Origin of the sequence: Stieleria neptunia (assembly GCF_007754155.1) — a bacterium.
Classification (GTDB): domain Bacteria; phylum Planctomycetota; class Planctomycetia; order Pirellulales; family Pirellulaceae; genus Stieleria; species Stieleria neptunia.
This window is the reverse complement of sequence record NZ_CP037423.1, coordinates 220936-236715: the sequence shown is the minus strand read 5'-3', so window position 1 is coordinate 236715 and position 15780 is coordinate 220936. Positions and strand designations below refer to the sequence as shown.

10 protein-coding genes are annotated in these 15780 nt (G+C 59.2%); 3 read left to right on the top strand and 7 right to left on the bottom strand.

Features of this window, described 5'->3' with window-relative positions; all coding sequences use genetic code 11:
• The first annotated feature begins 931 nt into the window (after positions 1 to 931).
• Entirely contained in the window at positions 932 to 1324 is a 393-nt protein-coding gene (locus Enr13x_RS00915; RefSeq protein ID WP_145384260.1) for a hypothetical protein, read from the top strand.
• Positions 1325 to 2059: 735 nt separating this feature from the next.
• Positions 2060 to 3001 (top strand): TlpA family protein disulfide reductase, encoded by a 942-nt coding sequence (locus Enr13x_RS00910; protein ID WP_197455684.1) that lies wholly within the window; start codon positions 2060 to 2062, stop codon positions 2999 to 3001.
• 185 nt (positions 3002 to 3186) lie between these two features.
• Here the strand turns inward: Enr13x_RS00910 and Enr13x_RS00905 are convergent, their stop codons facing one another.
• From Enr13x_RS00905 to Enr13x_RS00885, 5 genes are all read right to left on the bottom strand, one after another.
• Entirely contained in the window at positions 3187 to 3726 is a 540-nt protein-coding gene (locus tag Enr13x_RS00905; protein ID WP_197455683.1) for a carboxymuconolactone decarboxylase family protein, read from the bottom strand.
• Positions 3727 to 3823: 97 nt separating this feature from the next.
• Positions 3824 to 5347, bottom strand: a complete 1524-nt coding sequence (locus tag Enr13x_RS00900; protein ID WP_145384254.1) for a mercuric reductase — start codon at positions 5345 to 5347, stop codon at positions 3824 to 3826.
• Between the two features lie 92 nt (positions 5348 to 5439).
• The gene (malQ, locus tag Enr13x_RS00895; protein ID WP_145384252.1) at positions 5440 to 6987 is read right to left on the bottom strand and encodes a 4-alpha-glucanotransferase; all 1548 of its coding nucleotides are present in this window, start codon (positions 6985 to 6987) and stop codon (positions 5440 to 5442) included.
• Between the two features lie 573 nt (positions 6988 to 7560).
• Entirely contained in the window at positions 7561 to 9003 is a 1443-nt protein-coding gene (locus tag Enr13x_RS00890; protein WP_145384250.1) for a DUF1552 domain-containing protein, read from the bottom strand.
• A 34-nt stretch (positions 9004 to 9037) separates the two neighbouring features.
• Positions 9038 to 11647, bottom strand: coding sequence for a DUF1592 domain-containing protein (locus Enr13x_RS00885; RefSeq protein WP_197455682.1), 2610 nt, complete (start codon positions 11645 to 11647; stop codon positions 9038 to 9040).
• A 575-nt stretch (positions 11648 to 12222) separates the two neighbouring features.
• Here Enr13x_RS00885 and Enr13x_RS00880 point away from each other — a divergent pair.
• Positions 12223 to 12441: a carbon storage regulator gene (locus Enr13x_RS00880; protein WP_145384246.1), complete on the top strand. Its 219-nt coding sequence runs from the start codon at positions 12223 to 12225 to the stop codon at positions 12439 to 12441.
• Between the two features lie 438 nt (positions 12442 to 12879).
• Here the strand turns inward: Enr13x_RS00880 and Enr13x_RS00875 are convergent, their stop codons facing one another.
• A complete protein-coding gene (locus tag Enr13x_RS00875; protein WP_145384244.1) occupies positions 12880 to 13359 on the bottom strand; it encodes a universal stress protein in 480 nt (159 codons plus the stop codon).
• Positions 13360 to 13489: 130 nt separating this feature from the next.
• Positions 13490 to 15679, bottom strand: a complete 2190-nt coding sequence (locus Enr13x_RS00870; protein WP_145384242.1) for a cation:proton antiporter domain-containing protein — start codon at positions 15677 to 15679, stop codon at positions 13490 to 13492.
• Between the last annotated feature and the right edge of the window lie 101 nt (positions 15680 to 15780).

Below are 15780 nucleotides of genomic sequence, written 5' to 3'. Positions count from 1 at the left end.
AATTTTCCTACCTTCTTTCTGCATTCGGCTGGTGGGGAAAACGACTTGCCCCCGCGATCGATCCTGATCTTTCGTTCGGTCTTCGTGGTTGCTCTTTAACCGACGGATGCGTCTGGCGTGGTGCCGGAATTTGCTGCGACCCCGTCCGGGGTCGAGGGGAGAAATTGTGGTTGTGCTCCGGAGGTGGCGCTGCGCTGACCTCCGGCTAATCGCTGTGATCCCTCCGGGATAGCTCGGGCTCTGCGTCCGTGGCCAGGTTCGCGGGCGAGAAACAGGGTCAGGAGCCTTTTTGGCAGTTCGTTGCATGCTTGCCAACTTCCGCAACGCAAATCGGAACGGTTGTCCTGATGGAGACCCGCGGGTGATGCATCGGTCGGAGAGGGAGGTAGGAAAGTTTTGGGTAGGAAAAGAGAGCCCGGTGTTTGCCGGGTGTCTCGTCTTTCAGACGCCCTTTTTCCTACCCGAAATTTTCCTACCTTCTTTCTGCATTCGGCTGGTTGGGAAAACGACTTGCCCCCGCGATCGATCCTGATCTTTCGTTCGATCTTCGAGGTTTGCATTTAGCCGGAAGCCTGCGCTCGGCGGGGTGCCGGGTTTCGCTGCGCCCCCGTCCGGGGTCGAGGGGAGAAATTGTGGTTGTGGCCCGGAGGTGGCGCTGCGCTGACCTCCGGCTAATCGCTGAAATCCCTCCGGGATACCGGCGTAAGGTGACCGGATGTTGGGCGTACTGCACCGAAGGACGGCTTGCGGCATTTGCTAGAATGGAGCATCAACTCTCCGTCCCCCGTGATGTCCAACGTTCTGCACAGCATGTAAAACTGATCTCGCTATGCCTTGGAAGTGCAACAACTGCCAATTCGAAACGGAACGCGGCTACAACGTCTGCCGAAAGTGCAAGCGCCCACGCCCTGGAACCTCACCAGAGTGTCCGGTGCCGACAGACAAGATCGCGGCATCCGACGCTTGCGCGAGGAAGATCGTCTCGTTCCTTCTCGTGCCATCCCTGGTGCTCCTTGCCATCTTCGCTCCACGGCTATTCCCAAGAAAGGTCTCGCAGTATCGGCACCTGCGTAGCTACAAGGGATACATCACATTCTCGTGCACCTACCAAGGAGAACACGGCGTGTTCAAACACATCGAATTCGATGGGCAACCAATCCTTGTCGAGACGCGCCGCAGCGAAAGCACCGCGAACATTGCGTCAGGCGATGATTGCATCGTCACCGGCGAACTGAGACGCATGCGCGGATCGGTAACTGTCGAAACAACGAAGGTAGAATACGTCGTTGAAAATGCACTTATCCGTCCATCAAACGGCACATGACATCCCCTCGCCGACGACATCAACAAAGGGACACAGAACCATCCCGTGAACCGAAGGGCGACTTGCGCGGTTTTTGAAGTGCACCACTGAGATCAAAACGCGGCTTGCAACGCAACGCGGGTGAAGGGCGTGCAAGTGATCCAAGAAGCGGACGGCGTTCGCAGGGGCAGGTTGCTCGACGTGACCCGGTGGCGTGGGACGCATGCTTGCGAGAGATTGCGTTGGCATCCTTGCCAACTTCCTCAACGCGAAAAGGAGCGGGTGTTCCGATGGTGACCCGCAGGTGATGCATCGGTCGGAGAGGGAGGGAGGAAAATTTTGGGTAGGAAAAGAGGACCCAGCGCGCGGTCCGGAGGTGGCGCTGCGCTGACCTCCGGCGACTCGCTGCAATCCCTCCGGGATACCGGCGTTGGCGACCGGGCCCTGACGGGCTCGGCAAACACTCTGTCGGCCCGCTGGGCTTCGATGGCTCGCTTTCCGCGAGTCCACACCTGGCACTAAAAAAGCTGGAACCCTCTGACAGGATCCGCTCTAATCCAGTACTGCGATCGACCCACCCGAGGCCCGACAATGTTCGGGCGCCCGCTGGATCCCCGATCCTGCGGATGCGCAGATCGATCGCAGTTCGTTCGCCGACGGATACCCTTTCACCCGATTTCAATATACATCTGGACATCGACGATATCCGCGGATAGACCCCAATTCGTTCTACACCCAATTGGGGAGCAACAAGCAATGCGAGTCATCGCCATCATTTGTGTAAGCTGTCTCGTGCCGTCGTTACTGTTAGCTGACTCGGCAGTCGATGTTGCGGCGTTGCCGCAGAACGAATTCATGAAAGTGCTCACCGACCGCCAAGCTCCGATCTCGCCGGCCCAAGCAAAGCAGCTTCTGGGCGTGCTTCCCGAAAGCATTGCGAGAAACGAACTTGAAAAGGCGTTCGAAAACAGTGCGAGCGTTTCCCTATTGGAGATCCTTCCGCACATCGTCAACAAAGATGGAAGTCAGCCGGCACTTGCCAGCCTGAGGAAGCACGAAGACGTCTTTCTTCGGTTTGTGGCAAATTGTGGTCTGACGGGAAGCGGTGACACGGATGCCTGTGAAACAGTGCACCAACTTCTCCATGATGAGACCGTCAGCAAACTTGAGAAACGCCTGATCAAGACATGGGCAATTGGAGCCGGGATCGACCCGGCTAAAGATGACCAGGATGCGATACTTGATCACTTGATGAACCTGATGGGCAAGAACCAGAAACTGAATCCTGGAGACAGCTGTCCGGCATTTTCGGCAACCGATCGTTCTGGAAACGAACTGAACTCAAGTACGCTTAAAGGGACGGTCACTGTACTCCACTTCTGGTCTTCAAGTTGTCGCCCCTGTCTGGCACAAATGCCAAAACACATTGAAACCCTTTCGCAGGCCACGACGGACGGAGCGTCGGTCGTGTTTGTGAGTTTGGACGAGGACAAGGAACGATTTGAGGCGTCTGTTGAGAAGTACGCCATACCATTCCATAACGTCTGTGACGGGTCGGGTTGGGGCGGACCCTTGGCAAGAACCTTTGGTGTGAAGCAGCTGCCGTTTGACATCGTCATCGACGCGGACGGAAAAATCTTTTCACATTCGATACACAAACTCCCCCCTGAAACGGATTCGCTGGGAACAAAGCAGTGAATCGGTAGCGAAGGGTCAGATACGTTCTCTGCTCCGTTTCCGATTTACCCTACGTATACTTCTCGCGTTTTGCTTGGGAACCGCGTTGCGCGTCGCCAACGTTGCGTCTCGACATCACCCAAAACTTGAAGTGGACGCCGCGACACTCAATCGCATCGACCATTCCAGTCATCCTTTGAGTTCCGCTACAGCTTGGGCGCCTGCGGAAAATCCAGCGGGGTGTCGTGGACGTGGTTGAACAAATTGGAGAACGTCGCCAGACCGATGTAGCCGATCGCTTCGGCAAGCTGCCCGTCGCTGTATCCCGCTTGTCGCACGTCGTTTAAATCGTCGTCCTCGACAAACCCCTTGGTCTCGATAACCTTGCGGACAAACGCCAGCAGCGCGGCATGCTTTTTGTCGGACGATTGAAAACGACGCGCCTTCAGCGTTTCACTCTCCGACACCCCGACCTGCTTCGTCGCAATCATCGTGTGTGCTGAAACGCAGTAGTTGCAACCGTTGCCTTCACTGACCGCCAAGTAAACCAGCTCGCGTTCTTCCGCGGCAAGCTCGCCTTGGGCCAACGCATCGGACATCGAAAGATAGGCATTCAAAGCGGCCGGGCTGTTGCCCATCCCTTGAAAGATGTTCACCACCTTGCCCATCTTTTTTGTGATCCCGTCATAGGTTTCTTTCAGCGGGCCGGTTGCCTGGTCTGGAGCGATCACGTTAAGTCTTGGCATCGTTAGATCCTTTGACGAGTGTGGGGGAATGGTATCGGGGAACGATGGGCCATTGGTCCAATGACGATGGAGCTGCCGCGTCCGCCGATCAACCGTTTTACTTTCCCACATTCCACCGACGCAACAACCCCAGCACCGTTTTGCTGGTCGGCGTCAATCGCGTCCGATTGTATTGGTCCCCCAACTTGCGAATCGCTTCCGCTTGCGTCGGATAGGGGTGGATGACACTGGCGATCTTTCCCAGCCCCACCTCGTTGACCATCGCCAGCGTGATCTCGGAAATCATGTCGCCCGCGTTTTTCGCGACGATCGTCGCCCCAACGATTTTGCCCGTTCCCTTCTTGGTGTGGACTTTCACAAAGCCCTCTTCTTCGCCTTCCAGGATCGCGCGATCGACGTCGCTGAAATGCTGGACGTAGGTGTCGATTTCGATCCCCGCTTGCTCGGCGTCCTGTTCATACAGGCCGACGTGGGCGATCTCCGGTGACGTGTAGGTGGCCCAGGGAATGACCAAGTCGCTGACCCTCTTTTTGCCAAACGGACCGACGGCAAACAGGGCATTTTGGATCACGATCCGGGCCATGAAATCGGCTGCGTGCGTGAACTGATACTTCGAACACACATCGCCGGCGGCAAAAATACGCGGATGGGTCGTCTGCAGCTGATCGTTCACGCGAACGCCTTTCCGATCAAACTCAACACCGACCGCTTCCAGGTTCAAATTTTCCACGTTCGGTGCGCGACCGACGGCGACCAGCAACTGGTCGATCGGCTCGTCGTAGTGTTTGTCGTGCGAATCGACGGCCATCCGGATCGTTCCGTCGTGCTTGAGCTTCAGATCACGACCGCAACACAGCAATTGCACCCCGTCACGCTGAAGCGCCGTTTGAACGATCTCGGCCGCGTCGCGATCCTCTTTGGTCAGGATGCCGTGTTCGGATTCGACCAACAAGACGTCCGATCCGAGTTGGGCGAACGACTGCGCCATCTCGCATCCGATCGGGCCGGCACCGATGATCCCCAATCGCCGCGGAAGCTCGGTCAGCGAAAACACCGACTCGTTGGTCAGATAGTCGACGTCATCGAGTCCATCGATCGGCGGCGCCGCGGCTCGTGCCCCGGTCGCGATGACGGCCCGCTTGTACTGCAGCTTGGTGCCGGCGACGTCGATGGTTTCAGAGTCAACAAAACTGGCTTGGCCGAAGTAGACGTCGACTCCGAGATCGCGAAAACGCTCCGCCGCATCGTTACGGCTGATGCCGGCGCGCAGCCGGCGCATCCGCTGCATCACTCCTGCAAAATCAACCTCCGCCCCAGCGGGCACATGGACGCCATAGTTCGATGCCTGCTTCACCGTGGCGGCGATCCGTGCCGAACTGATCACGCCCTTGGACGGAACACAGCCGACGTTCAAACAATCACCCCCCATCAGGTCGCGTTCGATCAGTGCCACACGTGCCCCCAAACCCGCAGCGCCGGCGGCGGTCACCAAACCGGCGGTCCCCGCACCAATCACGACCAGGTGATACGGACCACCGGGTGTCGGGTTGATCCATGTCGGCGGATGAACGTTCGCTTCAAGCTGTTGATTGTGCGGGTCGCGCGGTAGCAGTGCGTTCATGCGATCGGTGTTCCTGGATGCAATGTCGGATTCAGCCCAAATGGCCGAACAAGGTCATCGACCGCCAAGGGACGCCAATCGCGAACACCCCGTCAACGCGATCGATTGCAGGCTTCCGTCAAATCTCGCAACCGCTGGCAGGCTGATTCGGACAGCATCGATGGAGTCGCGCGCCAGCGCCAGTTTCCTTGCGTCGTTCCCGGCACATTCATGCGGGCGTCTTCGCCCAAGCCTAACAGATCTTGCAGCGGAGCGATCGCCAGGTTCGCCGACGAGGACCAGGCCAGACGCAGCAGTTCGGCATTGGCTGCTTCACCGTCGAGACCGGGTTTGTCGAGGGTGCTGCAAACCGTTTCTTGCTCGTCCTCGGTGAGCGATTCGAACCAACCCCGCGTCGTGTTGTTGTCGTGCGTCCCGGTGTACACCACCGAGTTGGTCTCGTAGTTTTCCGGCAGGTACGGATTGTCGGGCGTGCCGTCAAAGGCGAACTGCAGGACGCGGGTGCCGGGCAGATCAAACTGGTCGCGCAGCTCGTTCACATCCGGCGTGATCAATCCTAAATCTTCGGCGATGAACGGCAGTGCCCCCAGATCCGTTTGCAGGGCGCGAAAGAAATCGCCGGCCGGACCGGGCTCCCACTCCCCGCTGAGTGCCGTCGGCGCCCCGGCGGGCACGTGCCAGGCGGCCGCGAATCCGCGAAAGTGATCCAGACGCACCAGATCCACTTGGGCGAGCAACGCGCGGACACGATCGATGTACCAGCGGTAACCGGTCGCCCGCAGCGCCGGCCAGTCGTAAACCGGATTCCCCCACAGCTGGCCATCGGCGCTGAAGTAGTCGGGCGGGACTCCGGCGACCTGACGCGGTTGACGCTGTTCGTCCAGCAAGAACATTTCCGGGTTGGCCCACACGTCGCTCGAGTCGGCTGAGACGAAGAACGGCAAGTCACCGATCAATCGCACGCCCTTGGCATGGGCATAGGCTTTCAGTCGGCCGATCTGGCGGAACACCAGGAACTGCGAAAAGCGAACCTGATCGATTTCGGTCGCCAGATCGCTTTCGGCTTGGGCCAACGCGCTCGGATCTCGATGAACCAGTTCACTCGGCCACTGCAGGTAATGTTCGCCGTGCCGATCACGCAGCACGCTGAACATCGCGAAATCGTCCAGCCAGTGTGCGGCAGCCTGACAGAATTGTTCGTAAGCCGGTCGCAGTTCCGCCTCACCGGCACCGCCGCGAAAGTTGGTCCAGACCGTCGAGAGCAACCGCTGTTTGAGGGCGATGACGGCGTCGTAGTCGACCAACGTCTCCGAGCCGGCCGGATCGGGGCTGAATTCGGCGGCCTGATCCTCGGCCCGCAACAGTCCGTCGGCGACCAGATCGTCGGGGCTGATCATCAGCCAGTTGCCGGCGAAGGACGAGAGCGAAGAATACGGCGAGTAACCACACCCGATCGGCCCCAGCGGCAAGACTTGCCAACAGGTTTGTCCGGCGTCGTGGAGCCAGTCGATCCAAGCCCGCGACTCGGGACCGAAGTCGCCGATGCCGTAGCGTGACGGCAGCGAGGTGACGTGCAACAGGACGCCCGCAGCGCGATCATGGAGGGAAAACACAGGGGTTGGCTGGCGCTCATCTGTCATGCGGGTCCCTTTGATTGGCTGTCATCATCTCGTGGACGAGTAGACCGCAGCCGGCCAGACCGCAGCCGGCCAGGTGGAGTGCGTGCAGACTGTTGCGGCATCCCACTCGTCGCAAACGGCCTGCAACAGATCGGGCGACGGGGGATCAGTCAAGCCGGTCACCCGGCTATCGCGGTTCAATCCGCGTTGCCATGCCCTAGCGCCGGTTTCATCCTCGAATGCGGCAGCGATTCCACCGGGCTAACCATGGAAAAGAAGACCCGCCGATAGCAGCGCGAACCCACGGATGACAGGCTGCAAAAAATCCGTGGGTTCGCGCTGCCATCCGTGGGCCCAGTCATCCTTTCATCGTTCCGCAAGTTGCAGCCTGGTCTACCTTCGCTCGACCAACACCACCCTCGATTCAAATCGAGACAAAGCACTAGTGCTTCGTCAACTTTTATACTTAGGGTACCGCGGAAAAGGGGTCAGGCACCAAAAATGCGAAGCACCCTGCGGGCCATTTGGTTTTTGGTACCTGACCCCTTTTCCGCTCGACAAACGCAGGCTCGAAAATTGAAAGCTGACAAGGCACTAGGCACGAATCGCATCCACGGCTCTCGCGTCACGTTTCTGGGGTCCAAGGCGATCGTTGCACCCCATCGCGGTCAGCATCGTGTTGTAGACATCGACCCCCTCGGCGCCCACGTCCAAGATTTGGCCGGTTTTGAAGCGGCCTCCGGCACCGCTGATCGCATGAAAGACGCCGGAGAGTTCCCGTTTGACGTCGTTGTGGCGTCCGTCGCCGGACTCGGTGGAAATCGTGATCAGCGAGTTTTCCAAAATCGTCTTGCCGTTGGCGTCGATCGAATCCGTGGTATCGAGCCGGCTGAGGAAGTAGGCGACCTCGCGCATCTTCAGGTGCGCGTGGGCACGCAGCGCTTCGTTCTTTTTGTTTTCCTTGAACTGATGCCACCACTCGTGGCTACAGCCCGCCGAGCCGGACTTTTTATGTTGCCCTTCGTCGTCGAACTGAAACACCTTTCGTCCGTCGTATTCGTAATCTCCCTTCAAACGAATCCGCTCGCCGGCGGCCAAGAACGTCAGCGCGCCGAACCGCGTGCGATCGGTTTGAATCGCCAACGCGTACAGATCGGCCATCAGACGCCATTCCGACGAGAGTTCGTCCAAGGTGATGTCGATCCCTTCGCCACCCGGATCGGCCGATCCGCCATGCAGTATTTTTGACCGCGCCGGCAACGGAGGCGCGCCGGCGACTTTGCCCTTCATCGCATACGCCCGCTGTTCGAATTCACGAATCCGGTCCAGGTGCTCGGCGATCCGTGCCTTGGAAGTGGACCCGAGTGGCGAGTTGGCTCCGGTGTAGAACTTGTACTGGTCGACCACCGCATCGAGCACGCTTCGTTTCAGACGGTCGCGTCGTTCGTTGGGATCGTCGCCCGTCGCACCGATGGTGCCGAACACGCGTTCGAACAAATCCCGCGGTTTCTCCTGCATCGTCGCGGCGACCGTCCCGTCGGCGTTGTAGCTGTGAACGTAGCGACCGATCCGGCTGCGGCGAAAGAACGTGCCGGCGACCAGCGTGGGCACCATGCCGGCCGGCATGCCGTCGCGATAGTGGTTGCGACGAATCACTTGATCGATCGAAGCGCCACCGGCCTTCGCTTCACCATCGGGCGGCTCGGCGGTGAACGCCGCGGTCGCCCCGTCGTAGTGCGCGTTGATGCCTTTCTCGTCAGCGCGCAACTGATCGACGCCACGCATGATCAGCAATTTTTTGCTCAGCGGTTGGAGCGGCTCCAGCACTCCGTCAAATCCTTCTTGCTGCAGCGGTGCGGGAATGCCGAGTCCGAAAAAGACATTGAAGGCCCGGACCGGAACATCCACCTGCTCGGCAGCCATCGCCTTCGTCAGCGTCATCTCCTCCAACAACGGCAACCCGATCGTGACCGCCCCGGCGCCTTGGAGCGCGACACCTTTCAGCATGGTGCGGCGGTCGATTGGTTTCCTGTTCATCAGCCTGTTCTCCCGAAATCGGTTTGTTTTGGTGCTACTGGATCGCTTCGGTTCTGGCCCGCTGAACCAGATCACTCATCACAATCGCGGTGATCAAATCGGCGTAGGTTCCGCCGGCTTGTTGCGCCGCTTGGTGGATCTTGGCGACAATCGGGGCATCTTCGGCAACCAGCGGTCTGCCCAGCGCGAACTGTGTCACTTTCCAGGTCAAACTTTGCCGCACCCGCTCGCTGGTCGCCAACAGATCCATCAACTCGGCCGAATTCTGATAGGCGACCGGTTTCGCCGTGCCTGGAAACAGCACTTCGCCGTCGTCGCGAAGCTTGTTGCCGTGTTCGTCGGTTTCGTGGTACGCACCGATGCCGTCGAACTTTTCCAGTCCGAACGCCAGCGGTTCGAAACGCGTGTGGCAAACCCCGCACTTGTTGTCCGCGATTCGACTCTCCGCGATCCCGCGCTGGGTCAGCCCCGTTTTGGTCGGCGGCGGAACGGTGTTGACGCAGGGCGGAGGCGCGTTGATCGTGCCTCGCAGCAAATCGTTCAACACAAACAGACCGCGGGAAACCATCGACGCTTCATCTCCGCCGATCGTCAAGACACTCGCTTGGGTCAGCAAGCCGCCGCGGCTGGGAACCTTTGACAGATCGTATCGAGCGGTCTGCTTGCCGGTCGGTTTGATGCCGTAATGCCGCGCCAGGGCCGGTGTGGCAAAGGTGACTTGGGTGTTCAACAGATCCGACAGCGGTCGATTCTGTGTCCAGACCACCTCTTTAAAATAGGCCAATGTTTCCTGTTGCATGTCCGCGGCCAACTGCGCGTCCCAGTTCGGAAATGTTTTGGCATTGGGCCGCAAATTGGCCAAGCGTCCCAGGTTCAACCACTGGGAAACAAACTCCTGCGAACGATCCATCGTGCGCGGATCGTTGAGCATTCGTTGGACATGGGATTCGACCACGTTTCGGTCCGACAATTCGCCCTTGTCCGCCGCCCGCAATAACGCTTCGTCCGGCGGCGCTCCCCACAAGATGTAGCTGATCCGCGACGCCAGTTCATAGTCATCCACGGGCCGCGAACTGCCGTCACCGTGCTGGTATTCGATGCGATAGACGAACCGCGGCGATTGCAGCATGGCTTGCACGATGTAGCCGATCGCTTCCTTGAAATCACCACCGGCGCTGGCGACCGTCGTCGCGATCCCGCTGTACTTGTTGATCTCCTGGTCGTCCAGCGGTCCCCGCAGCAACCATTTGCCCATCGCCGCGACGTGATCGCGCATCGTGTCATCGGTGGAAAGTTTACGACTTTTGGAGAACCGCCCGGCAAACTCCAGGATGTCCATCCGGCCGACGATGATTTCCGCCAACTTGTTGTAGGCTTCGACGTGTTTTAAATCGATGTTCAAATTGTAGGCGGTGTTGTTGAAGCCATCGGCCCGCAAGTCCGGCGGCAGAATCTGACGAGCCTCCGTGGCGATCTCGACGCCGACGGCGCTGCGGACCGTGGCGATGTACTCGTTCACGGTCAGCCGCTGCAACCAGACCTCACCCGCCTGCCCTTCGTTTAGATAGACCGCCGGATCGATCGCATCGACGGGCCACGTCGCACCGGAGTCGATCCACTTTCGCAGCGAGTCCTTTTCGTCGGATGACAGCGGTGGGCGATCTTTCGGCATGTCATCCGAGGAAACCAATTCCCACAGCAGACTCTGTGACGCGTTGCCCGGCACAACCACCTTGCCGCTTTCGCCCCCGGCCACGGCGGACGCCTTGTGGGACAGATCCAGTTCGCCCTGCTTGATCGCCGCGTCGTGACATTCCAAGCAATGCTTTGCAAACAGCGGCGCGACGTGTCGATCGAACAGCCGGATGTTGGCGTCGACCATGCGTTCCTTCGCTGACGCCGCTTCGGCACGGCTTCCGGCTGCGAAGTTCTGCTGGACGTCTTTGTCCGTGAGCGCCCGGTCGTAGATGGCCACCCGATGCAGCTCGCCTAACCAGGGGCGATCCTTTGTCGCTTCATTGGCCAGAAACAAACGCTGCCGATTGTCCCAATTGCGAAAGTTTCCCTTGACCGTCTTGCTGGCCACGCGTTTCCCATCCAGATAAATCAACGCCTTGCCCCTCGCATCGCGGGTGAACACGACATGCGTCAACCTTGTTTGCAGGGACCGCTTGGGACTACTCGTTGATGGCAATCCGTTGTTGTCGCTGCCGGTCGCTCGCAGCCGGACATCGTAAAGATCCTTGTCTTGGCCCAGGGTCAGATTGCGATTGCTGGTGTCGGCGGAGATGGAAACGATCCGGGCCGGGCCGGCTTGGGATCGATTGGCCGGTTTCAGCCAGGCTTCGACGCTGATCGCATTGGACTTCTTGACCGCAGCGATGATTTTCGTGGCCGGCTCGGTCGACGCGATCGACGAGGACGATTCCACCACCAGTGCCCCGCCGGACCGTCGCACCCGACTGGATCGATCGATCACCAAGTTCAGCGGCTTGCCGACGCCGCCGCGATCGACAATCGTCTGCCCGTCGTCTTCGCTGAAGTCGTATCGCACCAGCAAGCCACGTTCGACGCGATCGGCGGCAAGTGAGACCGGCCCAACAAACGCCACGCAGACCAACGTCACCAGAATCCGAAATTGCACGAGATGCCTCATCAGGTTTGATCACACTTGGAAACGGGACGCGACGGTCATGCAACACATTGACGTCATGCATTCGCGAGGAAATCGACACATGCCCCAGAACGTGGACTGGGCGACGACCGCGGCCCCCCTTCAACCTTGATCCAGTCAGTCACGTTGGAAATCGCAACCAAGCCATTGTAACGTGAGACCGTAAGTCGTGACGACTTCCGCTACCGCCGGGGGCCTCATTTCTGACTTGGACCAGGCACTCGCCGGTGGTCGGAAGCCGGCGGCCGGAAACGGTTCCACGACAAACGAACGTGATCGGGGCGGCGTTGGAAAGAATCCTGCCAAACCGGCAAACTTTTTCTGCCCCCTGCAGTCGGCTGCAGTCAAAACAACCGATGCTTGCAAATGGATCGGGCGCGCCAGGGTGCCGAAAAACGTCACCACGGTCAGGATTTCCCGTTATCCGCGGAAACTTTTGCCAAAATGGGACGATTGGCTCAAGATTTGCAAACCATGAAAGTTCATCTGCCGCGGTGCCCGACGCACTGGTGGGCAGCGCCCCACAATCTTCTCAAGGATGGACGATGTTAGTGCTCACTCGCAAGATCGGCGAATCGATTCAAATCGGATCCGACATCATTATCAAGGTTTCAAATATCTCCGGCGGCCGAGTGCGGATCGGCATCGACGCGCCCCGCGACGTGGCCATCCAGCGAAGCGAGTTGGTGCCGTTCAGCGGGCCTGCGCCTGTGCCGTTTCACTCGACGCCCGCCTGCGGTGATCTCAACACGCAAGTGTCCTAACGCGTAGTACAGCGTCTATCGGTAGATGTCATGCGAGAGAGCCATGGACCATCTGGCAATCGGCTTCCCTGGATCGATCGAACAGACGATCTCCGATACCACAGCAATGGATCACACCCACGGATGGCAGAGCGAACCCACGGATCCCAGGCTGCTTTTCATCCGTGGGTTCGCTCTGCCATCCGTGGGTTCATTTAAATCGGGCACTCGGGGCTGTCTTCAGGCTGACGCTTCCAGCGTCGCACTGCAACCCGCCGGTTTGACTCCGCGATCCAATCAGACGGATGACCGACGCATGACGTTTACCGCTAGACGATCCAGTAGTGCATGCCAACGGGCCGTCGGGCATCGCCTGGGCCGTGCCGGAACTCGAACGCACAACCGTTGGTTGAAAGATGCACCCATGGCGTGGTGGTTGTTCGCCGCAAACGTCCCGATTCACTCCCGCAGCACCAGGACCGGACAGTGCGCCAGCCGCGCGACGCGTTCGGCGGTGGAACCGATTAGCAGACGTTTCACACCGGTGCGGCCGTGTGATGGCAAGACGATCAAACCGAACGCGTGGTGTTCGGCATACTCGGTGATCCCGTGGGCGGCTTCGTTGACGGCGGTGTCAAAATTCAACCCTTGATGGCGGCCGTCACTGAACTCGTTCTTCAGCGACTCGAGCGCCTTTTTTTCATGTTGATCGTCGATCTCGCTGGCCAAATCGACATCGGGCACCCCCAACACGCGCCCGGCGCCCAGTTCTAGCGCCATGTCGCCGGAATACCCATACAGTGGCGACGGATCGACGACGTGTAAGACGGTGACGTTCTCGTTTTTTCCCGCGATCTTGATCGCCGTTTCCACGGCCGCCCGAGAGAACTCGGAAAAGTCGTAGGGTGCCAGGATTTTCGTGTTATCAAAATAGTTCATGTCGGGCGCTCGTGGAAATAATGCTGTCGTCTCTTCAATGGCACACCAGGGACGCACTGGCGATCCGTCCATCCGTTCAGTTTACCTTTTTCCATCGACGATGAACCGCCTTTCCGCAACTGCAAACGGTTCAACTGCGGACGATCAGCCGATGCAACTCGGCGGGGTCGGCGGCGGCGAGAATGCGTTCCCGCTGCGACTGCGTACCGATCAACCGCGCGATGTAGGAGAGACAGGCCAGGTGTTCGTCGGGCTGGCCGGCGGGGCTGAGCAACATGAACACAATTTCGATCGGCAACTCGGTCAGCGGACAGAACAATGGACTCGTCGGACGTGCGACCATCAAGGTTGCGCGATCGACGGCGCTGGACCAAGTGTGCGGCAACGCGATCCCGTGCCCGAGCAAGCTGGTGTAGTCCTCTTCGTGTCTCCAGATCTCGACCAGCATCTGCTCCGCGTCGATGCCGGGCAACTGATTTCGCAGCTGAAGCAGCATCTCGCGATAGAGCTCGCGGAGATCGGTTTGCGAGGTAAAAATGACGTTCTCTTGGATGAGCGGAAGGACACTGGTCTCCTGTTCCCCGCGGGGATCGTACACCAACCATTCAACATCGTCGTCATGAAGCTCACGAGCGTCCCCGGGCACCACTCTGCCATCGCGCACCGTGATCAAGACGTTCTCGGGCTCGGGTAACGCGTCCGTCGCGCGCAGGCGGATGTCCAATGGCGGCGATTCACTGTTGGGATGCATCCAATGATTCAGTGGCAATTCGGTCCAGATCCGCCGTCCGACCAGCAGGTGTTCATGGTTCGCCGTTTGATAGCCGGACTTCTCCCAGCGAAACAACGTCGCCTCCTCCAGCAATTCCGACCAACGGCGACACAGCATCCGGTTTAAATCGGCGTTTGCCGTCAGTGCCAGTAGATTCCCGCATCGGTAGAACGCGGCATGCTTTTCCGGATTCACTTGCATGGCGTCTTCATTGATGGCGATCAATCCGTCGCGTTCGGCCGCCCGCACCTCGCGAGCGTTGGTGTCGATCAACACGACATCCACGCCGTGCCGGGTAAAGAACTTTGCGACTTCACGCCCCAGTGCATGCGCCCCGACGATGATCCACCCGGTGGGCACCGGACGGACAACACCCAGCCACCGTCCGACCGATCCCGCCGTGAACCCCTGTACCACGACCGTCCCGGCGATGACCGAGTACGTGAAGGATTCGAGAAAGACCGCGTTTTCAATGCCGCGTCGACGCAATTCCAACGCGAAAACCGACGCCATCGATGCGGCCACGATCCCGCGGGGGGCGATCCAACACAGGAACAATTTCTCTTTCAACGTCAGGATACTTTGACCGGTCGAAAGAAAGATGTTCAGCGGCCTGACGATCAGCATGATCCCCGTGACGGCGAGAATCAGATTCCAGCCGAACTCGATGAACGCACGCAATTCCAGGTTGGCGGCCAGCAAAACAAACAACAATCCGATCGCAAAATCTTTCAGTTCAATCTTGTAGCTGACAATCTCGCGCAACTGCGGCGTCTTGCGGCTGCCGAGAACCAGACCGGCCACCGTCACGCTCAACAACCCGCTCTCGCCGATCGCCAGATCAGCGACGGCAAAGTTCAACATCGCCATCGCCAGGACGAAGATGTTGGTTTGTCCCTTGCTGATCCATTGCCGTCGCAACAACAAATCCATCAGAAAACCGAACGCGATCCCGAACACCACGCCGACCGCAAACCGCAGCAGAAAGTCTTTGACGACCAACTGTTGCGTGCCATCGGTACTCACGTAGAACTCGAAACTCAACAGCGCCAGGAAGACGCCGATCGGATCGATCAGTACGCCCTCCCAGTGAAGAATGTGATGCAGTTTGGACTGGACCCGAATCCGATGCAGCAACGGGCCGATCACGGTGGGACCGGTCACGATCACCAGACTGGCCGCGAGCACGCAGAAGGCGATGTCAAACCCAAAGATCAATCGCAACAGGACGGCGGTTCCGATCCAGGTGACCAGCACACCGATCGTCAACACCCGGCAGATTTCCTGACTGACGGTCCGGTATCCGCGCAGATCGAGCGTCAAGCCGCCTTCGAACAGGATGATCGCGACGGCCAGCGAGACGATCGTCCGAAGTCCATCGCCGAGCGCATCGGGATGCACCAGCCCCAGCACCTCGGGACCGGCCACCACCCCGCCGACAAGCAACAGGACGATCGGCGAGGTCCGCAGGTAGGACGCCACCGTGAACAGGCACACGCCCAGCGCTGCCGCCAGCGTGAAGCTCGTCAAGATTTCGTTGGTATGCATCCAGCTTCCTGCGTCCGATCATGATCTCGGCCCCAACGCACACGCGCAAACACACCGCTGGGCATGACCACTTCGGGTGATGCCGCAGCTCGGGATGTCGA

Bases quoted from the DNA above. Each gene is read 5' to 3' on its own strand.
- Enr13x_RS00875 (WP_145384244.1), bottom strand. From the start codon at position 13,359: ATGAACTATTTTGATAACACGAAAATCCTGGCACCCTACGACTTTTCC.
- Enr13x_RS00905 (WP_197455683.1), bottom strand. From the start codon at position 3,726: ATGCCAAGACTTAACGTGATCGCTCCAGACCAGGCAACCGGCCCGCTG.
- Enr13x_RS00910 (WP_197455684.1), top strand. From the start codon at position 2,060: ATGCGAGTCATCGCCATCATTTGTGTAAGCTGTCTCGTGCCGTCGTTA.
- Enr13x_RS00890 (WP_145384250.1), bottom strand. From the start codon at position 9,003: ATGAACAGGAAACCAATCGACCGCCGCACCATGCTGAAAGGTGTCGCG.
- Enr13x_RS00870 (WP_145384242.1), bottom strand. From the start codon at position 15,679: ATGCATACCAACGAAATCTTGACGAGCTTCACGCTGGCGGCAGCGCTG.
- Enr13x_RS00880 (WP_145384246.1), top strand. From the start codon at position 12,223: ATGTTAGTGCTCACTCGCAAGATCGGCGAATCGATTCAAATCGGATCC.
- Enr13x_RS00900 (WP_145384254.1), bottom strand. From the start codon at position 5,347: ATGAACGCACTGCTACCGCGCGACCCGCACAATCAACAGCTTGAAGCG.
- malQ (WP_145384252.1), bottom strand. From the start codon at position 6,987: ATGACAGATGAGCGCCAGCCAACCCCTGTGTTTTCCCTCCATGATCGC.